We start from the raw sequence: 23,105 nt of genomic DNA, 5'->3' as shown, positions 1-23,105 counted from the left end.
TCATCCCTTCGCTTTTTTGTACTTATTACTCTGCACCTGAAGTGGGTGCTGGTGAGGCAGAGATTGCTTGAGAAGGTGGTCGGTAATTGACGTCACTGAAATCAATCTTCGGGAACAAAAACTGCGCTTCAGCTCTGATTTGCTCCGCTTTACTTGAGTCATCTAAGCCTTGGTAGGCCAAAATCAAATTATTATAAAATGCAGGGCGAGGCTTATCTTTGATGATTTTTAGCGACCAATCGATATAAGGCTGAATCAAGGTTGCGTCTTGTTGGTACAGCCCAATGTTTAAAAACGTGCTATAGACATCCCAATCAAACCTGTCTTTCCAAACTACAGGGTTACTGACTTGATTCAGAATATCAGGGTTAGTTGGCCTAGTGGTCTCAAACTTCGTCAATACATAGTTCGTATGCAATGCGCTTACCATGTAAAACGTAAACGTAACGGGAAGTACCAAACTAAAGACTCGCAGCAAGCTTTTGGTCACATTACTAAAGCCGACTTGTCGATAACGAGAGACGCGCTGATCGACCCAGTACAGCAGGATAACGAAGATCAACCAATGTACGAGAGAGTGGTAGAAAGGGTATTCCAGTTGTGAGTGCAATACGATAGGTATAAACAAGGCCAGCAACGCAAGACGAGTTCCGCGTTTGGCTTGATAGATTCGATACAGTACCAGTGCCATCGCTAAGAAGATGCCGAGTATTGGCAGCAAACCACCTTCTACTCCCCAGTAAAGTAGCTCGTTATGCGGATGATCCATGGCTGGCAAACCAGCTGGGTAATTCTCATTTAGGGCATGTTGACGAGCCGTATACAGCATGTACTCAGATTCAAACTTGCCATATCCATAGCCAGTAAAAGGCTTTTCAATCACCATGTCTAATGTTTGCGGAAAAGTATACGCTCGAGGAGACTCCATGTTTACTTTTTCTGCGGCTAACCCACTTCCATCAGGAAAGGCAAGATACATGACAACGACTGAGAGTGCGAGCCCAGTGACAAGCGACGTAACCCAGCGGATAAAGCGCCCTTTGGTCGCAAAGCGATACATGTATGGGATGACCAACAACACGGCGATGATCGATGCTAACCAACCAGTGCGTGAAGCCAACGCCACAATCAATGGTAAGGTTAAAACTGGCACTGCATAGAGAAGATAAACATCGCTTAACTTACGGTCGTATTTGTAGGGCTGACGTGCAAGTAAATAGCTGGCAATCACCAATCCTGTCGCAAGAAAACTGGCCATTACATTAGGCTGTTGGAAAATACCATAAGGACGATTGGCCATCGTGTCGTAACCAAACGGATTGCCTGGTTTGAGATACAGATATTGTGTCAGACCAAAAATGGCTTCGATAACAACCGCAAGGACAATAAACCATAACAGGCGTTGGCGATGTTTATTACTGAAATGAAATTGTTGTAAGACAATAAAAAACAGGACACCACACCACAGACCAATGAGCTTGTTGGCTGCCAAACTGCTATTCGCATTTGGGTACAGAATGGGCACCGTCATGATAAGAGCACTAATGAACAAGCCGATGGTTAATTTTGAGTAACGTAGCGCTCGATTATTCGCGAGTTGGTAGCACCCAATGCCTAATGCAAAGCTAAAAGCAATCCAAGTTGTCGCATTGAAGGAAAGTGAAAGCCCTGAACCGCCGGGGTTGGGCATGAAAAAGTGCATTGCCAACACAAATAGTGTTGCCAAGGCAATGAGAAACTTGCGGTTGAGGGGAACCTGTACTTTTTCGGGAGAAAGCTTTGTTCCACTTACATGTATAGTAGCCATAGTTATTGCGTTGTTTTGAATGAAAAAAGACCAGCACTTGCTGGTCTCGGTACTTTACCTGTTTTTTCTACTTCAACATAGGCTTAAGGAAGTGAGCTGTGTGCGAGCCCTCGATTTGCGACACATCTTCCGGTGTGCCTTGAGCGATTATCTCGCCTCCACCCTGTCCCCCTTCAGGTCCTAGATCGATAATCCAGTCCGCAGTCTTAATGACATCTAGGTTATGCTCGATCACCACGACAGTATTTCCGTGGTCGCGAAGTCTGTGCAATACAGCGAGCAACTGCTGGATATCATGGAAGTGCAGGCCGGTTGTTGGTTCATCCAAAATGTACAAGGTTTTTCCTGTATCACGCTTGGATAGCTCTCTCGCTAGTTTCACACGCTGAGCTTCACCACCGGAGAGTGTCGTTGCCGCTTGACCTAGGCGAATGTAAGACAAGCCAACATCCATTAGAGTCTGTAGCTTACGTGCTATAGCAGGTACGGGTTCAAAGAACGTTCGGGCGTCTTCGACCGTCATTTCTAGCACTTCATCAATGGTTTTGCCTTTGTAACGTACTTCAAGTGTTTCACGGTTGTAGCGCTTACCTTTACATACATCACATGGCACATAAACATCTGGTAGGAAATGCATTTCAACTTTAATGACACCATCACCCTGACAGGCCTCACAACGACCACCGCGTACGTTAAAGCTAAAACGTCCAGGCTTGTAACCGCGAGAACGCGACTCTTGTGTGCCTGCAAACAGTTCACGGATTGGGGTAAAGATCCCCGTATAGGTTGCAGGGTTAGAGCGAGGTGTACGACCAATTGGGCTTTGATCGATATCGATAACCTTGTCGAAGTGCTCTAGGCCTTTAATCGATTTATAAGGTGAAGGTTGAGCCGTTGTTGCTCCGTTGAGTTGGGTGTGAGCAATTTTAAAGAAAGTATCATTAATCAGCGTTGATTTACCTGAGCCAGATACCCCTGTAATACAGCTGAATAACCCAACAGGAATAGAGAGGTTAACGTTCTTAAGGTTATTACCTGTTGCGCCTAAGAGCTCAACCGTTTTTTTCGGATCTCGCGGCGTGCGATCTTTCGGTACTGCGATTTCTTTAACACCACTTAAGTACTGACCTGTCAGAGAATTCGGATTCGCGACTATCTCTTCCATGGTGCCTTCCGCAACAACATTACCACCATGTACGCCAGCACCAGGACCAATATCTATGACATGATCCGCACAGCGAATCGCATCTTCATCGTGTTCTACCACAAGTACGGTATTACCTAAATCGCGCAAATGAGTGAGTGTTTTTAATAAGCGTTCATTATCACGCTGGTGGAGACCAATCGACGGTTCGTCCAGAACATACATCACACCAACAAGACCCGCACCAATTTGGCTGGCTAAGCGAATACGTTGAGCTTCACCACCAGAGAGCGTTTCGGCGCTGCGAGACAGGTTCAGATAGTTCAAACCAACGTTAACCAAGAACTGCAGGCGATCGTTGATTTCCTTCATCACTTTTTCAGCGATTTGGGCGCGTTGACCCTCCAGTTTCAAGGAATGGAAGAATTCCAATGCATCAGCAATGCTGAGTTCAACAATCTCAGGCAGTGTCGTATCAGCAATAAACACGTTACGTGCTTCAAGGCGCAGACGAGTACCACCACAGCTTGAACAAGATTTAGTGGAGATGTATTTCGCAAGCTCTTCACGGACAGAGTTGGATTCTGTATCACGATAACGACGTTCGAGGGTATTCAGAATACCTTCGAATGGATGGCGTTTAACACGAATATCGCCACGATCGTTGATGTATTTAAACTCAATCTCAGTGCGGCCAGAGCCCTTTAGAATGACATCTTGCGTTTTCTTTGGCAGAGAATTAAAAGGGGCATGGAGATCGAAACCATAATGATCGGCCAATGAGGTGAGCATTTGGAAGTAGTAGTAGTTCTTTTGATCCCAACCGCGAATCGCACCTTGTGCCAAGCTTAATGAATCATCTTGAATTACTCGGCTTGGATCGAAGTATTGCTGCACACCCAAACCATCACAAGTGCCACATGCACCAGCAGGGTTGTTGAATGAGAAAAGTCGCGGCTCTAACTCTTGCATGCTGTAACCACATTGTGGACAAGCGAAGTTGGCGGAGAAAATAATCTCTTCACCGTCTCCATCCATTGGCGCGACAACCGCAATTCCGCCTGATAATTCGAGCGTTGTCTCGAAAGATTCGGCTAAGCGCTGTTGCAGGTCTGGACGAACTTTAAAGCGGTCTACCACGACTTCAATGGTGTGCTTTTTATGTAGCTCTAGCGTTGGAGGATCTGAAAGATCGCAAGTTTCTCCATCAATACGCGCACGAATAAAGCCCTGAGCTGCCAGATTCTCAAGCGTTTTAACATGCTCACCTTTACGCTCTTTGACAATAGGGGCCAACAGCATCATTTTGCTGCCTTCTGGCATCTCTAGAACTTTGTCCACCATTTGACTGATGGTTTGTGCGGCAAGAGGGGCATGGTGCGTTGGACAGCGGGGTTCACCCACACGAGCATACAACAGACGTAAGTAATCGTAGACTTCGGTAATTGTACCGACGGTTGAACGCGGGTTATGAGAAGTAGACTTCTGTTCAATAGAAATCGCGGGTGATAATCCTTCAATATGGTCTACATCGGGTTTTTCCATCAGAGACAAAAACTGACGAGCGTAGGCAGAGAGAGACTCTACGTAGCGTCGTTGGCCTTCTGCATACAATGTATCGAAAGCGAGAGAGGATTTACCGGAGCCACTTAGTCCAGTAATGACAATCAGTTTATCGCGAGGGATTGTAAGATTAATGTCTTTGAGGTTATGGGTTCGGGCACCGCGAACTTCTATTTTATCCATCGTTTTTGCTCTATGTATAACCAAGTGGGGCAAGTATTACATAGTGTGAGAAATGTGCAAAGAAAATTACTGGATAAAAAAACAGTAAAAATAAAAGCCCAACATAATGCTGGGCTTTAGAAACAATAATTTCGTACTACGACGATGCTTTATACCGCTTTTTGTGTTGCGTGTTTACCTAACTCTGAGGCTTTTTCATCTTTTAGATACAGGTTTTCAAAACAGTAGTTGGTTGCTTCGATGTAACCTTCAACACTACCACAGTCAAAGCGTTTGCCTTTGAATTTGTAAGCCAAGACACAGCCCGCTTTTGCTTGTTTAAGTAGCGCGTCAGTGATTTGAATTTCACCACCTTTACCTGGCTCTGTGTTTTCAATCAGTTCGAAAATATCAGGGGTCAGAATGTAGCGACCAATGATCGCAAGGTTGCTTGGTGCCGTGCCTTTCTCAGGTTTTTCTACCATGTCGTCTACGCGGTAGATGTCATCTTTGATCATTTCACCAGAGATAACGCCGTATTTGTGAGTCTCATCTTCTGGGACTTCTTGTACGGCAACGATAGAACAACGGAACTGTTTAAATAGCGCCACCATTTGAGCTAGCACGCCTTCTTCTTCGTTGACACAAAGGTCATCAGCAAGAACGACGGCAAATGGTTCGTCACCCACCAGTTCACGCCCGGTCAGAATCGCGTGGCCTAAGCCTTTCATCTCGCGTTGACGGATGTAAGTGAAGTTTGCAGATTCAATGATTTCACGGATATCTACCAATAGCTCTTCTTTATTGGTACCGCTAATCTGGTGTTCTAGTTCGTAGTTCTTATCAAAGTGGTCCATGATAGAGTGTTTGCCACGACCTGTCACAATACACATGCCGTTCATACCAGCTTGAATTGCTTCTTCAACGCCGTATTCAATAAGCGGTTTATTCACGACTGGCATCATCTCTTTTGGCATAGATTTCGTTGCCGGTAAGAAGCGAGTGCCATAGCCTGCAGCAGGGAACAGACATTTTTTAATCATTGGGGGAATATCCTATCTCGTTATTATCAAGAATCTGCGCATAACTTTAACACGAGAGCCGTCAATGAATCATGAATAAAGTAGGAAAAAGTGTGAGACTCAGTGCGGAAAAAAGATGAGCGACTCGTCATTTTAGTCATAAGAGTCGCGGCATCGCATCATGACATTAAGTTTTGATCTGCCCAAGCGATTGCCTGAACGCGATTCTTCACTGATAGCTTTTTGAATATCTGATACAAGTGCGATTTGATGGTGAATTCACTGACAAATAATTCCTCGGCCATTTGGCTGTTCGAGGCGCCAGCTTGCAAGCAACGCAGTACTTGCAGCTCGCGAATGGTTAGGTCTACCGTGGCTGGGGCAGTATGAGTATTAATGACGTTACGGTAATAGTGTAAAAGTTGACTGGTTACATTACGCGGCAGCCAGTTTTGACCGTTAACAATGCCTTTTAATCCTTCTCCAATTTGCTCTAGCGTATCTTCGGAATAGAACAGCCCCTTTAATTGACCAAATGAAAGCAGCTCATCCGTGGTCAGCCTTTTAGGGACATTGAACACAACGGTTTCAAAGTTCTTCCATACCAGCGGTAAGTTTTTGATCGATTGAACGAGTGATTTATGTTCACTGAGGTCGATCAGTAGGATTTTATTACGATGCTGTGGCTTAGCTTCCATGAGTGCTTCGGTTGAAATCACCGGGATGCTCATATCAATGTACTTTTCGAGTGCTGCCACCTTTTTTTGCGCATTATCTTCCATACTGATCAGAAATAGCTTTCTTGCGTAAGCCGACTTTCTCACGTGTTCAAATCTCCCAGTGTTCAATAAAGGCCATAAGTTGGCATTAAAGAGAGGTTATAACCATAGCTTTACTGAATAAATGCGTTCGAATTCAAAGCTTCACGAAACGATGTCTGCAACGCGAATCAAAAGTGCTACATGCGTAAGTTGAAATGCGATTTGGGTTCTAGTAGGTGACTCATTAGATCACAATGGTATTAGACTTTAATCAAAACATTAAAGCGTGCTATTCTAATGCGCTAAAATTTTATATATCCAGAGTGAAACGGAGCACATCATGGCCAGCCGTGGAATTAACAAAGTTATTTTGGTGGGGAATCTAGGTAACGACCCTGAAATTCGTTACATGCCGAACGGCGGTGCAGTAGCAAACATTACTATTGCGACTTCTGATTCATGGCGTGATAAAGCGACTGGCGAACAGCGCGAAAAAACGGAATGGCACCGTGTTGTGTTGTTCGGCAAGCTTGCGGAAGTAGCAGGTGAGTACTTGCGTAAAGGTTCTCAAGTATACATTGAAGGCCAACTGCAAACTCGTAAATGGCAAGACCAAAGCGGTCAAGATCGCTACTCAACTGAAGTCGTTGTTCAAGGCTTCAACGGCGTGATGCAAATGCTTGGCGGTCGTGGTCAAGGTGGCGGCGCACCAATGGGCGGTCAACAGCAGCAGCAAGGTGGATGGGGTCAGCCTCAACAACCAGCTCAGCAGCAGTACAATGCGCCTCAGCAACAGCAACAACAGCAGGCTCCGCAGCAACCACAGCAGCAGTACAATGAGCCACCAATGGATTTTGACGACGATATCCCGTTCTAAATTCTGCTTATGCTTGAATCGAAAAGGCCGCGAATATCGCGGTCTTTTTTATTGTCACTATCTAATGATCTCAAAGGCTTATCTCAGCAAGGTTAGGCGTAACAATAAAACTTATCAATGAGTGTGATGTTCTTTATGCTCCAGCCTCTCACTATCAGACGAATCCGATTGTTTGATGAACTCTTATCAAGTATAAATATTTCAATAAGGTATATGATGAATAAAAAAGGAATTTGGTATTCATGAGGTATACCCCAACTCTTAAGTTAAGCACACGGCTGGTGGCTTTTGTCACCATGATCGTCATCTGCGCCATGTTTATCTTGTTTGTCGGTGGCACCCTCTCTTTTAAACGTCTTGGGCAGGAATATCTCACCCATTATTTAGAAGGGATCGTAGAGGTGGTCGACAAGGAGATGGAAGATCCTGACGCTGCTTATTCTATGCAGCGCTGGATGCCGAAAATGCTGCAGGCTTCCAATATTGTCGAAATGACATTGTCGACCAACAATGCGGTTGTTTATCGTTTCAAAGATACTTCTCATCAAATGGAAGCGTCAGTCTTGTTTGAGACAGAATATCAACTGACTCACAATCAAGATTACACGATTCATTTTAAAGCGATCCCGCCTTACTTAGGTTACAGCTACTCAATGCAGGCGCTTTGGTCGATCACGCTTGCCGTTATCCTGATCATCTTCTGTTTAATGCGCGGTGTTGCGTGGCTTAAGGAGCAATTAGAAGGCTCTGAAATGCTCGAAGAGCGAGGCAGGATGATCCTTGCTGGTCGGGTAGAGCAGTATGCAAAAGGTGACAAAAAAGAATGGCCTTATACTGCCAGTGAAGCGCTCGATGTATTAATTGAAGAGTTACAAGATGCGCGTCAAGAGCGAAGCCGATTTGATACCTTTATTCGAACTCAAACCTTCCTTGATAAGTTAACAGGTACCGCCAATCGAGTGCTATTTGATAGCAAACTGGAATCGGCGTTACTAGAAAGTGGGGCTCGCGGCGCCGTGTTGCTAGTACGTATTCAAGACTGGAAACTGGTTGAAGAAGAGCAAGATAAGCAAATTACGGATGAGTTTATTGTTGAAGTTGGGAGTTTATTATCCAACTTAGTTCAGCGATACCCTGATGTTGTATTTTCTCGTTATTACGATGCTGATTTTGCGTTATTTCTGCCGCATCAAAGTGCCAAAGATGTGGCTAATTTGGCATCACAATGCATTCGCCAGTTAGAAAAATTAATTCCGCCAGAGCCACTCGACCCAGACAACTGGTGCCATATAGGCATCACTACTTATAAAGAGGGTGAGCGACACAGCCAAATCATCGATGAGGCAGAGACAGCTTTGCGTAGTGCGCAACTACAAAATAACAATAATTGGAGTCGCTTCAAAAAATGGAACCACGATGAAGAAGCTCGCGGAAGTGTGAGGTGGAGAACGTTATTTGACACAGCACTTACACCAGAAAGTGTGATACTCTACGCACAATCTGTGCACCCAATAAGTGACGCGACGCATAAAAAATCATTATATGAAGAGTTAACATGTCGGATTCGCGATCCTGAGAATGGCATTGTTAAAGCGTCTCGGTTTATTTCTGCGATCAGACAGGTTGGTTATGAAGCGCAAATGGATAAGTCTGTTATTAATAAATTCTTAAGAGAGTTTAAGGATAATTTTGATAACTCGAGAGAGTATGCGCTCAATTTGAATGTAACGCCTTTTTCTAACCGAGAGTACTTTAAATGGTTTCGTGATGAACTCTTACAGTTGTCACGTGAACAGAGAAAGTGTCTCAGTTTTGAGTTTGTTGAAGCACAATTTGTAAGACACTTAGACTTTATGCGACCAGTCGCTAAAATGCTGGCCGGTTTAGGGTGCCACTTAATGGTTGGGCAGGCTGGACGAACCATCGTCAGCACTCACTATTTAAAAGAAGTGGATATTCGTTACCTTAAACTTCATCGCAGTTTAGTAGCAAAAATCGACCAGCGACATGAGAACCAGCTATTTGTCCGCAGCATGCTAGGTGCCGCGGCAAACAGTAAAACTAAAATCATAGCAGTGGGAATTGAGAATCAAAACGAGCTCAACACGTTAATTGAGCTCGGGGTTTATGGTGGGCAAGGGCGCTACTTTTCTGCAGAGCAGCAGTTTCTTCCTCGTCCACAAGCATTGCCAAGTTCTCAATCAGAATCCCAAGTGAAATTGGGAAGACGAAATCGCTGGCGTAAAAAATAAAGATAATAATCATGGATTTCAAAGCACTACTCGACAAGCTCAAACGATCATCTGGTGGTGGTCGTTCCTGCTTTTTGGTTATTCAGCCAGACGCCGTTTATTTATCATCTTCAATAAAAAGTGGCCGCCCATACCAATTTGATATTTCTGAATCCAATTGGGAGAAAGCCGTAGAGCAAGCATTGAGCGTTGCTGCGAGTGCGTATGATTCTCTAACGGTTGTCCTTTCTCATAACTATTATCAGATGTATCAAATCGACAAACCTGTCATGCCGCGCCAAGAATGGCCTGCAGCATTACCGTTTTTGTTGAAAGAACTGATCTCTGAGCGTGCCATTGACATTATTGCCGATGCGGTAGAGCTACCCAATTCAACCAAAGTGCAAGCTTACGTCTTATCACGAAAAATGTTGGATAAGATCGTGTTACTGGCCAGTCGCGCCCAGTTGCCATTAGAAGCTATTCTTCCTGAAGACGACATTTGGGGAGAGACCGCAGGTGAACTAGGTAACTTCCTATTATTACAACGCAGTGTGCGTGGTCACTTCCGTATTAGCGCTTTTGTCGAAAATACTATCGCATTTCATCGTTCGATTCGCAGTGTGACGCCACCGTTAACGGGGGTTCCGTCTAGCGAGTTACAGATGGATAGCCTCTCGTTAGAACTGCAACGTTCGATTGATTATCTTTCTTCTCAGTTGCGCCATGTGCAGCTGCATCAATTGAAAGTGTGTTGTGATGAGGAGGATGAGAGTGAGCTTGTTCAGTCTCTGAACTACCGTTTAAGCACTAAAGTCTCTCTGTTATTACCACCAGAACATGAGCTATCAGGACACGTTTTAGCAGATGCTGCTGCGGCTTCTAATACTCGACGCGTTAACTTATACCCTGATTACTTAAAGCCGAAAAAAGAGCTCCTGACACTAAGAAATATCGCGTTATCTTGGGGTGTCGCGGCTGCAGCCATTCTACTCTCTTACGGCTATGTGACTTGGCAGAGCAGTGGTTTAGAAGATGAAATTGCTATTGTAAAAAGCAAAGGCGATATCATGAAGTCAGAGCTTGAACGCTATCAAGTCAAACTACGTAAGCATCAACCCGACAATAATAAGCTGGCAGCTAAAGCCCGCTTAGAGCGTGAAGTCAAGGCGAAGCGAGACTCGCTTAAAGCCGTCGGGAAATACGATGACTCGCAGCGCACGGGTTACTCTGGCGTGATGCAATCATTAGCTAAGCTAGGAAACCAAGAAATTTCTTTGTCCGAAATTCGAATCAATAACCATACCTTAGATCTGAAGGGACTGGCGAAAAAGCCGAGCTCAGTACCAAGTTGGGTTAACCAATTTAAAAATGAAATTAGCTTGGTTGGCCGGACGTTTGACGACGTCAAAATTGGCCGAAATGATAAGGATATTGTGACGTTTGAACTAAAAACGCGCGAGGATAAAGAGAAATGAACGAATTCTGGATCTCATTAGAAGAGCGCTTTGGCGAAATGAGCGCGCGTGAAAAAGTGCTCATCGCGCTGTGTGGTTTAGTTGTCGTGATCATGTTGCTTTTTACGCTGGTACTGGAACCCAAGCTTAACGAGATCATTAGTAATGAGAGGCAACTAAGCAATTTAAAGCAAGCCAATCAAAAGATTGAAATCGACACACTACGTATTCAAGCGCAGCTGAAGAAAGATCCAAACGCTGAGATTGATCGCGCGATATCTAACCTGCTAACAGAAAGTCAGCACCTTTCGATGCAGCTAGCGGAGATCATCGAACACCTTATTACACCTTCGCAAATGGCTGAGCTGCTGGAAAATGTATTAGAGCAGCAAAGTGGCATTCACCTTTTGTCTTTGCAAACTTTGCCATCTGAGCCAATTACGGAAGATAAAGAAGCATCGCAATACTCTGGTTACTACGTACACCCTGTACGTATGGAGCTGACTGGCGACTACTTTTCTATTGCCAATTACCTAAATAAATTGGAGAGCCTTCCTGCCAGTTATTATTGGCGCAGCTTTAGTTACAAAGTCGAAGAGTACCCGAAAGCGAAGCTTGTGTTGGAAGTCTACACACTAGGATCTCGAGAGGAGTTTATTGGTGGTTAAAAAACTCATCATCTCATTGCTTGTCATGGCTGCGGCAGGAACCGCTTGGGCGAACCAAGATCCAACGGCACCACTTGGCTGGGAAAAGCCTGCGGTTGAAACGTCAGCGAAACCAAAAGCAAAACAGTACCGACTGCCTACGCTCAACAGTATTGTGTGTAAGCCAAGTACTGCTTGTGTCGCGATTATGGATAACAAGCTTGTTGAAAAAGGCGAGCTATTTAAGGGTTATCGCGTCGCGAGCATTAATAGTGAATTTGTAACTTTAAAGCGTGGTAACCGTCAGTGGGACCTAGAGCTTTTTGGTTTAAACGTAAAAAATAATAACCAGAGCCTGATCAGATATGCGCAAATTAGTTGTAGGAATAACGATTGCTTCTTTAATGGGATGTTCAATGGGTCACCGTGACCCAGTGGAAGTCAAAGAAGCGCTCAATGAATCTATCAATCAAGCGAACAGCCGCACGTTAGAAGAAATTCCTTCTTCTGTCGAAGCGGACCTGATGCCTAACTTAGACTCGAATGTTGCTTTAGAGCAAGGCACCTCGAAGCGTTTCCGTATTCAAGCGAATGCGGTCGATGCACGAAGCTTTTTTGCCTCGCTAGTCAAAGGCACTGAGTACAGCGTGGCGATTCATCCAGCGGTACAAGGTAATATCACCGTCAACTTGTCAGATGTTACGTTGGATGAAGTCCTGAGCGTTGTACAGAACATGTATGGCTATGATGTGGTGAAGTCTGGCAAAGTTATTCAAATCTACCCTGCTGGTATGCGTACGGTAACCATTCCTGTTGATTACCTCCAGTTCAAACGCTCTGGTCGATCATTGACGAGCATTGTCACGGGCTCAGTGACCTCGGCTGGTACGTCTAATTCTGGCGGTAGCTCAGACAGTTCTGACTCATCAGACTCTGACAATGGAAGTAACAGCGGCGATAGCTCGACGACTTCTACGGGCGGTACTCGCATCGAAACCATCACTGAAAGTGACTTCTGGCCGATGCTGCAGCAAGCCGTTGCGAATCTAATTGGTTCAGGCAAAGGACAAAGCGTTGTCGTAACACCTCAAGCAGGAGTGATTACGGTTCGAGCGTTTCCAGATGATATTCGAGAAGTCCGTGAGTTCTTAGGTGTATCGCAGGAGCGCATGCAGCGTCAGGTCATTCTTGAAGCTAAAATTCTAGAAGTGACGTTGAATGATGGCTACCAACAAGGCATCAACTGGTCGAACTTATCGGCGTCAATTGGTAACTCGGGTAGTGTCGTAGTGAACCGCCCTGCGTCGGCATTACCACCGTTGGATGCGATTGGCACGCTATTGGGCGGCCAAACCAACGTGACTATCTCTGATGGCAACTTCAATGCTGTGTTGAGTTTTATGTCTACACAAGGTGACTTGAACGTTCTTTCGAGCCCTCGTATTACCGCTGCCAACAACCAAAAGTCGGTCATCAAAGTGGGTACCGATGAGTACTTTGTTACCGAGCTATCGAGCAATGCAGGCAACGGTGAAAATTCAAATGCTGTTCCAGAAGTGGAATTGACACCATTCTTCTCAGGTATCTCTCTCGATGTGACTCCGCAAATTGATAACAAAGGCAATGTGTTCCTGCATGTTCACCCTGCGGTTATTGAAGTCTCGGAAGAAGTGAAGAAATTGAACTTGGGCGGTGAGTTCCAAAACATCCAATTGCCATTGGCAAAAAGCTCTATTCGTGAATCAGACTCGGTTATTCGTGCTAAAGATGGCGATGTTGTGGTTATCGGCGGTTTGATGAAACAGCAAAATCGTGAGCTTGTTTCTAAAGTCCCATTCTTAGGCGATGTGCCCGCATTGGGGCATTTGTTCCGCAACGTAAATAACGTGACTGAGAAAACAGAATTGGTCATCTTGCTAAAACCGACCGTAGTTGGTGTGAACTCTTGGCAGAAAGAGCTAGAGCGCTCTCGTGATCTGCTGCAAGAGTGGTTCCCAGATGCGCAATAAGCGCGGGGAAAGGTTCCGTTTTTCAATGAGTTTGTGATTCGAGTATGTACTTGTCACATTTTGGATTTCGAGTTCAGCCTTTTTCGTTAACCCCAAACACAGAAATGTTCTTGGGGTTAGTCCCTCACTATGAGGCGATCCAAACCATTTTAGCCGCTGTGCAAATGGGAGAAGGGGTGATTAAGGTGACGGGAGAAGTCGGCACCCGAAAAACCATGGTGTGTCGTAAGTTAATTGAGCAGATTGAATCTGAAGTCGAGCTGATTTACTTACCTAATCCAGTTTTGAATGGAGAGCAGTTGCAGTTTGCTGTCGCCAGAGAGTTAGGCATCGAGAACGATGACCCGCTACGTATTGTTTCTCTCATTCAAGAGCACCTGATTCAAGTGCATTCTACGGGAAAGAAAACCGTCTTGATCGTCGATGAAGCACAAGCTCTTTCTCCACAAGCGTTAGAAACATTGCGTCTGTTCGGCAACCTAGAAACGGAACAAGATAAACTCATTCAACTGGTGTTATTCGGACAACCTGAGTTGGATGAGCGGTTAGCCAGCCACGAGCTAAGGCAGTTTCGTCAACGTATTACGTTTAGTTGTCAGCTGCGTCCTCTTTCTATCGATGAAGGCGTGGCTTACATCAATAATCGTTTAGACAAGGCAGGCAATGGAGCGCACATTTTTTCTATTGAGCAGAAAAAAGCGATTTGGCGTTCATCCATGGGGATTCCACGTTTGATCAACCAAATTAGCCACAAGTCGTTGCTTGCGGCATTTAATGATCGTTGCACACTATTAAAAAATCATCACGTTTACGCCGCTATGCACGATACGTTTGATGCCCGTAAACCTAAGTTTAAAACACCCGTATTTTGGGGATGGAGTCAACCTTGAGTGCCATCAATAAAGCATTATCAGAACTCGCTGAAAAAACATCACCGTCAGAGCTTACTCGTGCGGACATTCCCAACGTTTCACGCAGTAAACCTTGGCTTTGGCTCGTTGCTGGTTTCTCGTTAAGCCTTGCGGTGGGCGGCTGGGCGGTCTCTCGCGGTCCTATCCCTTCAGGCGAGCTTTCATCTGCTCAAACAGAAACCATGCCATTGTCGTCAGTGAATGCTTCGTCAATCACATCATCAGAGCGTACTCATTCGCCAACGAGTAAAATGACGCCCGAGACAGCCCATGTGGTTTACACGAAGCCAGTGACACAACCGGCTGCGCAACAGCTTCATATGCCTGAGACTGATAGGTTCACGCCAAGAGCGGAGGTAAATGCGGTCTCTGAAGATGCAGCGTTACTCGCGCAAGTGGCAACGATGCCAAGCGATGAGCAATCTAATCACGTAACCCGCACAACAGCAGACAACAGTTCAATGCGCATTGAGCAGGTTGAGCTGACGCACCGCCAGTTATCTCTTAAAGCGGTTAGCCGAGCGGAAAAAGCACTGGATGCTAACGATATGCAAACGGCATTGTCGGCTTATGCTGAGGCGTTACGTTATGAGCCAATGAATGCAGACACGCGTCAAAAATTATCGGCGTTGTACTTTGGCAAAGGCGACACGCGTAAAGCGTATGAGATTATCCAAGAAGGCATCAACCTTGACACGAACAACCAAGTACTTCGCTTGGCCTTGTCTAAGTTGTTAGTGAAAGCCAATCAACCTGAAGCAGCGCTGAGTCCGCTTGTGCATTTGCCTCCAATGCCAAGTCGAGATTACTTGGCGATGCGTGCGGCATTGGCACAAAAACACAAGCAGAATGATATTGCGCTTGAGAGTTATCAACTCCTTACTCAGCGTGAGCCGGAAAATGCGCGCTGGTGGCTAGGTTTAGCGATTCAACAAGAGCGCGCGCTGACGTTTACCGCCGCGATCAACTCTTACAACCAAGCTCTGGGTAAAGTTGGCATTTCGAATCAATCGCAAGCGTTTATCCGCGACCGTTTGAGCATCTTGAAACAGCTGGAGAATGCACAATGAAAATTCAGTTGAGAAAACGCTTAGGCGATCTTCTGGTTGAAGAAGGCATCGTCTCTGAAGAACAAATCCAGCAAGCACTAAACGCACAACGTAGTACCGGGCAGAAGCTGGGTGATGCGTTAATTGATCTCGGCTTTATTACTGAGAAGCAAATGTTGGACTTCTTGTCCCAACAACTTGGTTTGCCACTGATCGATCTTGGTCGCGCACCTGTGGATGCGGAAGCGGTACAGATTCTACCTGAGGTACACGCACGTCGCTTACGTGCGATGGTCGTTGCTCGAAATGGGGACACGTTGCGCGTTGCCATGAGTGACCCTGCGGATTTGTTCATCCAAGAGTCACTGATGAATTTGCTAGGTGAATACAACCTTGAGTTCATCGTGGCTTCAGAGCGCCAACTCATTTCAAGCTTTGACCGCTATTATCGCCGCACCAAAGAAATCGCTTCTTTCGCGGAACAGTTGCATGAAGAGCATAAAGATGAGCAAAGCTTCGATTACGGTATTGATGGAACCGACAGTGAGGAAGTTACCGTTGTAAAGCTGGTTAATTCCATGTTTGAAGATGCGGTACAAGTCGGAGCATCGGATATTCATATTGAACCAGACGATCAGATTTTGCGCTTACGTCAGCGTATTGATGGTGTACTGCATGAAACCATCCTGAATGAAGTGAATATCGCATCGGCTTTGGTTCTTCGATTGAAGTTGATGGCGCACCTAGACATCTCTGAGAAGCGCTTGCCGCAAGATGGCCGATTCAATATCAAAGTGCGTGGTCAATCAATCGATATTCGTATGTCGACGCTACCAACGCAATACGGGGAGTCCGTAGTAATGCGTCTGCTTAACCAGTCTGCTGGTTTGCGTCCATTAGAAGAGTCAGGTTTGCCGCCAGATTTGCTTGCTCGTTTACGTCGACAGTTGGCTCGTCCGCACGGCATGATCTTGGTGACGGGGCCGACAGGTTCAGGTAAAACCACCACGCTTTACGGCGCATTAAGTGAGCTCAACGAGCCAGGGAAAAAGATCATTACAGCAGAGGATCCGGTCGAATACCGTCTGCCTCGCATCACTCAGGTACAGGTAAACAGTAAGATCGATCTGACTTTCTCGCGTGTGCTTCGAACCTTCTTGCGTCAAGACCCAGACATCATTCTTGTTGGTGAGATGCGTGACCAAGAGACGGTAGAAATTGGTCTGCGAGCTGCACTAACGGGTCACTTAGTATTGAGCACTCTTCACACCAATGATGCTGTCGACAGTGCGTTACGCATGATCGATATGGGCGCACCGGGTTACTTGGTTGCCAGTGCGGTCAGAGCCGTGGTGGCGCAGCGTCTTGTTCGCCGTGTTTGTCCAGACTGCAAAACAGAAGATCATCTAGACGAGTCACGCCAACAGTGGTTAGCTGGGCGTTTTCCAAACCAAGTAGGGACCACTTTTTATAAAGGTGTAGGCTGTCAAAACTGTAATTTGACTGGTTATCGAGGCCGAATTGGTGTGTTTGAAATGCTCGAACTTGAGCACGAAATGATGGATAAATTGCGCGCCAATGATGCGGTTGGCTTTGCCCAAGCCGCGCGTCGCTCAGAAAACTATAAGCCACTGCTTGCTTCTGCAATGGAACTGGCGCTACAAGGTACCGTCAGTTTGGATGAAGTGATGACCCTAGGTGAAGGTGACGCTTCTGGTAAGACTGATCCCATTTTCATATAGGTAAGTGAATGCCAACTTTTCGTTATCAAGGCCGCACGCTAGACGGCTCATCCACTAACGGCAAAATCGAAGCAGTGAACTCAGAGGCTGCGGCGGAAGCATTGATGAACAAAGGGATCATCCCGCTCAATGTGCGGTTAGAGAAAGAGTCGGCAAAAAGCCAAATGAGCTTGTCTAAGCTATTTGTGCCAGCCATTCCATTGGAAGTGATCATTCTTTTCTCTCGCCAGTTGTTTAGCTTAACTAAAGCGGGCGTACCGTTGCTGCGTTCTATGCGTGGCCTGCTGCAAAATTGTGAAAACAAACAGCTCAAAGAGGCACTGGAAGATGTCGTTTCTGAACTGAGTAATGGCCGAGGTTTGTCTTCTGCGATGCAGCAACACAGCAAAGTATTCAGCCCACTGTTCGTTTCTATGATCAACGTCGGTGAGAATACGGGTCGGCTTGACCAAGCGCTATTGCAACTGGCGAATTACTACGAGCAGGAACTCGAGACTCGCAAACGCATCAAAGCGGCGATGCGTTATCCGACGTTTGTCATTATCTTTATCACCATCGCCATGTTTATATTGAATATCTTGGTGATCCCTGAGTTTGCATCTATGTTTACGCGCTTTGGTGTAGAGTTACCACTGCCGACGCGTATTTTGATCGCTACTTCTAATTTCTTTGTTAATTATTGGGTATTGCTGATTGTGGCAATGATTGGTGCGTTTGCGGTTTTCAGAGCTTGGGTGGCGACGGCTGATGGTCGGGAAAAGTTCGATAAGTTTCGGCTTCGGCTTCCAATTGTGGGCGATATCGTTAATCGCGCGCAGCTTTCCCGTTTTGCTAGAACCTTCTCGTTGATGCTGAAATCAGGCGTTCCACTTAACCAGTCTTTAGCTTTAGCCGGGGAAGCCCTAGGGAACCGCTTTTTAGAAAATCGAATTCTTGAGATGAAATCCGCGATTGAAGCGGGTAGCACCATCTCAGTGACTGCCATCAACAGTAAAATCTTTACCCCTTTGGTAATTCAGATGATTGCAGTAGGGGAAGAAACCGGTCGTATTGATGAGCTGCTGCTAGAAGTGTCGGATTTTTACGATCGAGAAGTCGATTACGATCTAAAAACACTAACCGCAAGAATAGAACCGCTACTTTTGGTGATTGTCGCCGGCATGGTCATGGTGCTAGCACTGGGTATCTTCCTGCCAATGTGGGGAATGCTAGACATCATCAAAGGCGGCTAATAGGTGGTTGAAAATCAAAGTCGGGCGACGCTAATCGTTTTTGGGATAATTGCTACCATCATTGCTGTTGGCTTGGCGGTCAAATTACGTCCTGTTACCGAGCAGGCGCAAGTGACCGGAGCGAAGTTGGCGAGAGTTTGGATGCAAGATAGTGTTCAGCGTTATCGTCAAGCTTGGTTAGTACAAGGCGAGCCAAAACATATGCTGATGGATGGTTTTAACCTTACCATGACTGAGGGCGGGCTAGTGTCTCCCTTTACTCAACAAGGTGTTTTAGATTGTGGTTATTGGCTAGCAGTGCATTATCCACAACGTAAAATAATGACCAATAAGTTAATAGATATCAGTGGAGCCATCAAAACTGATCGTTATGTCTGTCACTATACTTATGAAAATGGTCAGTCGATTGTAGTTATTTCAACAGCTAATCAGCTGAAAATAGACGTCGAAATGTCGGCGGAGTGAATTTTTTGACACTTAATCACTATAATTGGTATTGAAAGTCGGTATAATGCAATCATTACCATAAGTAAGACGCTGTAATAGAGGGTAAACAATAATGTGTTTTTCTCATTGCAGCATGAACTGAATAATGGCGAATCGTCATTCTGCTCAAGCGGTAGATACAGTATCCACTTCACGGTCAGTTTTAGTGAACGTTGCTGCTCCAAACCGTTTTGACAATATCCAAAATGGTCGCGTGACCTAAACGAAACCTTGCAGTCACACTGCATGCTTACATAGAGAGAGTAAGCAATGAAAAGACAAGGTGGTTTCACCCTTATCGAACTAGTAGTGGTTATTGTAATCCTAGGTATTCTAGCGGTCACTGCAGCACCACGTTTCCTTAACCTACAAGATGATGCTCGCAACTCTGCGCTTGAAGGTCTAAAAGGTGCGATTACTGGCGCAGCAGGTATTACTTATGGTAAAGCTGCTATCGAAGGTAAAGAAGCTGCTTCTGCGGCAAAACTAACTATCAAAGATAATGATGACCTAGATATCGTATACGGTTACCCAAAAGCTGACAAAGACGATTTATACTTACTTGTCGATGGTCTGGAGAGTGATTGGGAAACAGAAACAAGTGGCGCTAAGAGTGTATTGTTTGGCTATGAGGGTTACAACAAGAAATGTGTTAGTTACACTGAAGCGGAAGAAGATACTGCTCCAATTGTTAAAGTTATCGATAACTGTGGCACTAAATTTTAACCTCTGATTAAAGTGTGTTTAAGGCCAGCTAGTCTGGCCTTTATCTCTTTATTTTGATTAATTTCGGAATAGTTCATATGCGTAAATCATCGGGTCTTAGTGCAATAGAGTTTGTGGTTGTGCTGGTCATTTTAGGTGTAGTCGGTTATGTGGTATTACCAAGATTTATCAGTTTTGAGCCAGAAACTTATGAAGCGAAGTGGGAGCAAACCAAGCAAACCGCTGAGCATGTTTCTGAGACGCTAAGCAACAAAGAAACTTACGATCGAATTGAAGAAGAGATCGATAGATCGAAAAACTAACCTAGAGCAATCTTGTTTGCTACGTAAAAGAAGTGTGATTTTAGTCCAAAATTACCATGCTTTTTTGCTTATAATTTAATCGCTTGTTGTAAGCCGAAGGTTCCTAAGTATGAAGTCGCGCTCAACGATATCAGGTTTTACTCTCATTGAGCTGATCATGGTAATCGTCATCCTTTCAATATTATCGCTTTACGCGTCCAGTCGATTTATGCGCACTGGAATTTCTGCCGCAGCAATTCAAGATCAAGTCATTTCTGTTGTTCGCCAAGTCCAGGTGAATCGCATGCAATCAAATGTCAGTAGTGCGGTAGGAAATAACGATTTTATTCTATCCATAGCAACCAATTGTATCGGTTCAAAAGCCTCTTGCTCATCTCAGTCCAGTAGTCGTAGTGATTGGGTCGAAGACAGCAGTGTTACTTTTTCTCCTGTTCAAGAGGTTAAATTTGATCTTCTAGGAAATCCGACCCCTTCTTCGGTCACTATCTCTATTAGCGAAAACAATAGCTCTCAAACTTGTACGGTCACAATTAATGAGCAAGGCTACGTAAGTAAAAGTGGCTGTTCATGACAATGAAATGCAAAAAAACGCTTCGAGGAATGACGCTTATTGAGATGATTATTGCGATCGTCTTGATGGGAATCGCAATGGTGATGTTTTCGACAGCATTGATACCACAAATTAAAGATGCTTCCACCTCCCATTATCAAAGTCGAGCCATTGCTTTAGGGCATAGTATGATGTCGCAAATTTTGGCCCGCAATTTTGACCATTATTATGATGACAATGGTGGCATGCTCCGCTGCGGCGAAAGTGGGGCAGACGCTTGCTCACCTCTTGGAAGAGATGGAGAGACTTCGCCCTCTGCTTTTAATGACGTTGATGACTATATTGGTTGTTGGTACACCGAAAATACTCAGAATAGTTGTCCGTCAGGGATCGAAAAATACCAACTCTCAGATGTTGTCGGTAATGGTGCGGACAGTAGTTATGTCAATTTTCGTGTAGAGGTTGCGGTAGAAACGACAGAGCTCGAAGGAAGTGTTCCTAAAATGAAGCAAGTGAAACTAGATATATTTGCTGGTTCCGCGTTAGCGATTTCATTGGTTGGTTACAGAGGTAATTATTAATGAGTCAAAGAGGCTTCACTCTCATAGAGCTCGTGCTGACCATTGTTATTGGTAGCATCATCATGCTGGGGATTGCAGGTTATGTTCAAGTTGGGATGAAAGGGTATGTTGATGCGAGTTCAAGACAAAGAATTCAGACCCAAGCTCAATTTGTGCTAGAAAAAATGGCGCGTGAAATTAGACACGCCGTTCCCAATAGTTTTGCAATGACAAACACGGTTGACGAATCCTGCCTGTCGTTTGTTCCAACTTTAAATTCCGGTTATTACTTTCAAGAACCAACCAGCAACGATCTGCTTTTTATCACTGGGGAAAATGTTCCAGGAAATACATTAAAAGCTTCCGAGGAGATACGCTTTGTCATTAACCCTACACGCTATGACGATTTGATATCAGGCGCTGTGAGTAATCACTTAATTAATAGTGACCTTTCTTTAAATGGTAATGATGGCAATCGTAATGCCGACTTTTATCGTTATAGCTTAACGACGCCTTTACCTAGTGACTCGATCGCTCATCGTATTTATCTATATCAGTTAGCAACCAAAGTTGAATACTGCATTGTCAAAGCCGGGGCTCATACTAATCGCTTAACTCGCAATGGCACTGTTGTTGAAAATATCGTGGCAGATGAAAGTCAATTTAACTACACGAATGTGAGTTTACAGACTGGTGGGATTGTTTATCTCAAATTTGCTTTTGAACAAAATGGTGAAGTGAGTACCTACCAACAAGATGTGCAGGTGTTAAATGTCCCATAAACAGAAAAACAGTGGAAATGTACTCATTGTATGCTTGTTCGTGATTATTATGATGGGATATCTAGGTGCAACGCTCACAAAGACTAACTGGTCTAATCAAAACTCAATGACTCGTGAGTTTTTAGGGACACAAGCATGGTTTTACGCTCAATCTTCAACAGAGTGGGCACTCACTGAAATATACCCACTTAACAATGAAAACCCAGATGTGGGAAGTAATTGCAGTAATAAAGTCAATGGTAAAGCGCCAAGCTCAGAGAGCATTGATTACGGAAGCTGCCGATTAGTTTCGCTTGTGTGTGACGGGGGAGATAAAAAGTTAGATAGCCAAACATTTTATCGTATCGAAGCTGCAGTCCAGTGTGGTTCTGGATTGAGCTTGGTTGAACGCAGACAAGAGATTTGGATTAAGGATTAAAATAATGAAAAGAAAAATAATTGCTGCTTTATTTTTTTGTTTGTTTTCTCTCAAGAGCTTTTCTGCTGAAACTTTTGATATGGCACCATATTGGTCAATTAGTAAGGGAGCGATGAAATCGAGAGGGAACCTGTGTGGTGGTTATTATCATAGTTACAATGATTATGTTTGCCCGAACGGGTTATACCTACATAAATGGCAGTCAATTTCTTCCGATCGGCCAATGAATATTCTAGTTTATGGTGATGTTGAATTTAAAGGAAAAAATGTAATTGGCAGCTCTATTCGCCCTATTAATATTCTTGCTAAAACCAGTAATGTGAAAGGCCGAAATCAAGTTCAACTCTTCGGCAATATTGAAGCCCATGGAAGTGTTGAACTAAAAAATAATATCGACATAAATGGTTTCATCTATTCGTCTCACGGTAATGTGTATCTTGAAAGTGCAGAAGTGGCAGGAAATGTTACAAGTCTTACGGATGGCATAGAGATTAAAGGTACAGGGAATGTTATTGAAAGTGATATTTGGGGGGCGAGGGATATCGTACTCAGGGCAAGATCATGAAAATCCTTTATGGCATAAGGGGTGACGTGAAGTGATGTTTCCACTAATTTGTACATTTAAATCACAATAATTTCAATACATTCAAGATCGATTTGATGATCA

At 44.7% G+C, this 23,105-nt stretch carries 21 protein-coding genes and 1 pseudogene; 18 read left to right on the top strand and 4 right to left on the bottom strand.

Annotated features, from left to right (window positions below; all coding sequences use genetic code 11):
• Positions 1 to 25: 25 nt before the first annotated feature.
• The 4 genes from NL643_RS21820 to NL643_RS21805 all read right to left on the bottom strand — a co-directional run bounded on the left by NL643_RS21820 (position 26) and on the right by NL643_RS21805 (position 6,522).
• Positions 26 to 1,807, bottom strand: coding sequence for a PglL family O-oligosaccharyltransferase (locus NL643_RS21820; RefSeq protein ID WP_203346880.1), 1,782 nt, complete (start codon positions 1,805 to 1,807; stop codon positions 26 to 28).
• 67 nt (positions 1,808 to 1,874) lie between these two features.
• The gene (uvrA, locus tag NL643_RS21815) at positions 1,875 to 4,697 is read right to left on the bottom strand and encodes an excinuclease ABC subunit UvrA (RefSeq protein WP_253645179.1); all 2,823 of its coding nucleotides are present in this window, start codon (positions 4,695 to 4,697) and stop codon (positions 1,875 to 1,877) included.
• A 149-nt stretch (positions 4,698 to 4,846) separates the two neighbouring features.
• Positions 4,847 to 5,719, bottom strand: coding sequence for a UTP--glucose-1-phosphate uridylyltransferase GalU (galU, locus tag NL643_RS21810; protein ID WP_005397418.1), 873 nt, complete (start codon positions 5,717 to 5,719; stop codon positions 4,847 to 4,849).
• 158 nt (positions 5,720 to 5,877) lie between these two features.
• Positions 5,878 to 6,522 carry a LuxR C-terminal-related transcriptional regulator gene (locus NL643_RS21805; RefSeq protein ID WP_253645178.1) on the bottom strand — a complete coding sequence of 215 codons (645 nt, stop codon included), beginning with the start codon at positions 6,520 to 6,522 and terminating at the stop codon, positions 5,878 to 5,880.
• A gap of 277 nt (positions 6,523 to 6,799) precedes the next feature.
• Between NL643_RS21805 and NL643_RS21800 the strand changes: the two genes are divergently transcribed.
• From NL643_RS21800 to NL643_RS21715, 18 genes and pseudogenes are all read left to right on the top strand, one after another.
• Positions 6,800 to 7,336, top strand: a complete 537-nt coding sequence (locus NL643_RS21800) for a single-stranded DNA-binding protein (protein ID WP_012841367.1) — start codon at positions 6,800 to 6,802, stop codon at positions 7,334 to 7,336.
• 242 nt (positions 7,337 to 7,578) lie between these two features.
• On the top strand, positions 7,579 to 9,588 hold the full coding sequence (gene csrD / locus NL643_RS21795; RefSeq protein ID WP_253645177.1) for an RNase E specificity factor CsrD: 2,010 nt from the start codon (positions 7,579 to 7,581) through the stop codon (positions 9,586 to 9,588).
• An 11-nt stretch (positions 9,589 to 9,599) separates the two neighbouring features.
• Positions 9,600 to 11,045, top strand: coding sequence for an MSHA biogenesis protein MshI (locus tag NL643_RS21790; RefSeq protein WP_253645176.1), 1,446 nt, complete (start codon positions 9,600 to 9,602; stop codon positions 11,043 to 11,045).
• Complete coding sequence (gspM, locus tag NL643_RS21785; protein WP_054868338.1) at positions 11,042 to 11,692, top strand: type II secretion system protein GspM; 651 nt, start codon at positions 11,042 to 11,044, stop codon at positions 11,690 to 11,692. The genes NL643_RS21790 and gspM overlap by 4 nt, the downstream gene beginning before the upstream one ends.
• Positions 11,685 to 12,011 (top strand): annotated as a pseudogene (locus tag NL643_RS21780) (MSHA biogenesis protein MshK); the annotation flags it as partial. The gene gspM and the pseudogene NL643_RS21780, both read left to right, overlap by 8 nt.
• 25 nt (positions 12,012 to 12,036) lie before the next feature.
• Entirely contained in the window at positions 12,037 to 13,680 is a 1,644-nt protein-coding gene (gene mshL / locus NL643_RS21775; protein ID WP_253645175.1) for a pilus (MSHA type) biogenesis protein MshL, read from the top strand.
• 44 nt (positions 13,681 to 13,724) lie between these two features.
• On the top strand, positions 13,725 to 14,570 hold the full coding sequence (locus tag NL643_RS21770) for an ExeA family protein (RefSeq protein WP_253645174.1): 846 nt from the start codon (positions 13,725 to 13,727) through the stop codon (positions 14,568 to 14,570).
• Complete coding sequence (locus NL643_RS21765) at positions 14,567 to 15,661, top strand: lipopolysaccharide assembly protein LapB (RefSeq protein WP_253645173.1); 1,095 nt, start codon at positions 14,567 to 14,569, stop codon at positions 15,659 to 15,661. Before NL643_RS21770 ends, NL643_RS21765 begins: the two co-directional genes overlap by 4 nt.
• Entirely contained in the window at positions 15,658 to 17,382 is a 1,725-nt protein-coding gene (locus NL643_RS21760; RefSeq protein ID WP_253645172.1) for a GspE/PulE family protein, read from the top strand. The genes NL643_RS21765 and NL643_RS21760 overlap by 4 nt, the downstream gene beginning before the upstream one ends.
• 8 nt (positions 17,383 to 17,390) lie before the next feature.
• Positions 17,391 to 18,614, top strand: coding sequence for a type II secretion system F family protein (locus NL643_RS21755; RefSeq protein ID WP_048626840.1), 1,224 nt, complete (start codon positions 17,391 to 17,393; stop codon positions 18,612 to 18,614).
• Between the two features lie 3 nt (positions 18,615 to 18,617).
• A complete protein-coding gene (locus tag NL643_RS21750) occupies positions 18,618 to 19,079 on the top strand; it encodes an MSHA biogenesis protein MshF (RefSeq protein ID WP_253645171.1) in 462 nt (153 codons plus the stop codon).
• Between the two features lie 291 nt (positions 19,080 to 19,370).
• The gene (locus NL643_RS21745; RefSeq protein WP_253645170.1) at positions 19,371 to 19,826 is read left to right on the top strand and encodes a type II secretion system protein; all 456 of its coding nucleotides are present in this window, start codon (positions 19,371 to 19,373) and stop codon (positions 19,824 to 19,826) included.
• Between the two features lie 77 nt (positions 19,827 to 19,903).
• Positions 19,904 to 20,128, top strand: a complete 225-nt coding sequence (locus NL643_RS21740; RefSeq protein WP_039842641.1) for a prepilin-type N-terminal cleavage/methylation domain-containing protein — start codon at positions 19,904 to 19,906, stop codon at positions 20,126 to 20,128.
• 109 nt (positions 20,129 to 20,237) lie between these two features.
• Entirely contained in the window at positions 20,238 to 20,699 is a 462-nt protein-coding gene (locus NL643_RS21735) for a type II secretion system protein (RefSeq protein WP_253645169.1), read from the top strand.
• Complete coding sequence (locus tag NL643_RS21730; protein ID WP_025501886.1) at positions 20,696 to 21,259, top strand: type II secretion system protein; 564 nt, start codon at positions 20,696 to 20,698, stop codon at positions 21,257 to 21,259. Before NL643_RS21735 ends, NL643_RS21730 begins: the two co-directional genes overlap by 4 nt.
• A complete protein-coding gene (locus NL643_RS21725) occupies positions 21,259 to 22,020 on the top strand; it encodes a PilW family protein (protein WP_253645168.1) in 762 nt (253 codons plus the stop codon). Before NL643_RS21730 ends, NL643_RS21725 begins: the two co-directional genes overlap by 1 nt.
• Positions 22,010 to 22,438, top strand: coding sequence for an MSHA biogenesis protein MshP (locus NL643_RS21720; RefSeq protein WP_145473461.1), 429 nt, complete (start codon positions 22,010 to 22,012; stop codon positions 22,436 to 22,438). The genes NL643_RS21725 and NL643_RS21720 overlap by 11 nt, the downstream gene beginning before the upstream one ends.
• A 4-nt stretch (positions 22,439 to 22,442) precedes the next feature.
• Positions 22,443 to 23,003 (top strand): hypothetical protein, encoded by a 561-nt coding sequence (locus NL643_RS21715; RefSeq protein WP_253645167.1) that lies wholly within the window; start codon positions 22,443 to 22,445, stop codon positions 23,001 to 23,003.
• Positions 23,004 to 23,105: the final 102 nt, after the last annotated feature.

The sequence above is a fragment of the Vibrio sp. Y42_MX_L11 genome, assembly GCF_024181785.1.
Lineage (GTDB): Bacteria > Pseudomonadota > Gammaproteobacteria > Enterobacterales > Vibrionaceae > Vibrio > Vibrio diabolicus.
Note: the sequence above shows the minus strand (reverse complement) of the source record. Positions and strands in the feature narration are given on the sequence as shown.

What these genes read in the sequence shown, in the direction of transcription:
- NL643_RS21820 (WP_203346880.1), bottom strand. Translation starts at nt 1,807, where the DNA reads ATGGCTACTATACATGTAAGTGGAACAAAGCTTTCTCCCGAAAAAGTA.
- uvrA (WP_253645179.1), bottom strand. Translation starts at nt 4,697, where the DNA reads ATGGATAAAATAGAAGTTCGCGGTGCCCGAACCCATAACCTCAAAGAC.
- galU (WP_005397418.1), bottom strand. Translation starts at nt 5,719, where the DNA reads ATGATTAAAAAATGTCTGTTCCCTGCTGCAGGCTATGGCACTCGCTTC.
- NL643_RS21800 (WP_012841367.1), top strand. Translation starts at nt 6,800, where the DNA reads ATGGCCAGCCGTGGAATTAACAAAGTTATTTTGGTGGGGAATCTAGGT.
- csrD (WP_253645177.1), top strand. Translation starts at nt 7,579, where the DNA reads ATGAGGTATACCCCAACTCTTAAGTTAAGCACACGGCTGGTGGCTTTT.
- NL643_RS21790 (WP_253645176.1), top strand. Translation starts at nt 9,600, where the DNA reads ATGGATTTCAAAGCACTACTCGACAAGCTCAAACGATCATCTGGTGGT.
- gspM (WP_054868338.1), top strand. Translation starts at nt 11,042, where the DNA reads ATGAACGAATTCTGGATCTCATTAGAAGAGCGCTTTGGCGAAATGAGC.
- mshL (WP_253645175.1), top strand. Translation starts at nt 12,037, where the DNA reads ATGCGCAAATTAGTTGTAGGAATAACGATTGCTTCTTTAATGGGATGT.
- NL643_RS21770 (WP_253645174.1), top strand. Translation starts at nt 13,725, where the DNA reads ATGTACTTGTCACATTTTGGATTTCGAGTTCAGCCTTTTTCGTTAACC.
- NL643_RS21760 (WP_253645172.1), top strand. Translation starts at nt 15,658, where the DNA reads ATGAAAATTCAGTTGAGAAAACGCTTAGGCGATCTTCTGGTTGAAGAA.
- NL643_RS21755 (WP_048626840.1), top strand. Translation starts at nt 17,391, where the DNA reads ATGCCAACTTTTCGTTATCAAGGCCGCACGCTAGACGGCTCATCCACT.
- NL643_RS21745 (WP_253645170.1), top strand. Translation starts at nt 19,371, where the DNA reads ATGAAAAGACAAGGTGGTTTCACCCTTATCGAACTAGTAGTGGTTATT.
- NL643_RS21740 (WP_039842641.1), top strand. Translation starts at nt 19,904, where the DNA reads ATGCGTAAATCATCGGGTCTTAGTGCAATAGAGTTTGTGGTTGTGCTG.
- NL643_RS21735 (WP_253645169.1), top strand. Translation starts at nt 20,238, where the DNA reads ATGAAGTCGCGCTCAACGATATCAGGTTTTACTCTCATTGAGCTGATC.
- NL643_RS21730 (WP_025501886.1), top strand. Translation starts at nt 20,696, where the DNA reads ATGACAATGAAATGCAAAAAAACGCTTCGAGGAATGACGCTTATTGAG.
- NL643_RS21725 (WP_253645168.1), top strand. Translation starts at nt 21,259, where the DNA reads ATGAGTCAAAGAGGCTTCACTCTCATAGAGCTCGTGCTGACCATTGTT.
- NL643_RS21720 (WP_145473461.1), top strand. Translation starts at nt 22,010, where the DNA reads ATGTCCCATAAACAGAAAAACAGTGGAAATGTACTCATTGTATGCTTG.
- NL643_RS21715 (WP_253645167.1), top strand. Translation starts at nt 22,443, where the DNA reads ATGAAAAGAAAAATAATTGCTGCTTTATTTTTTTGTTTGTTTTCTCTC.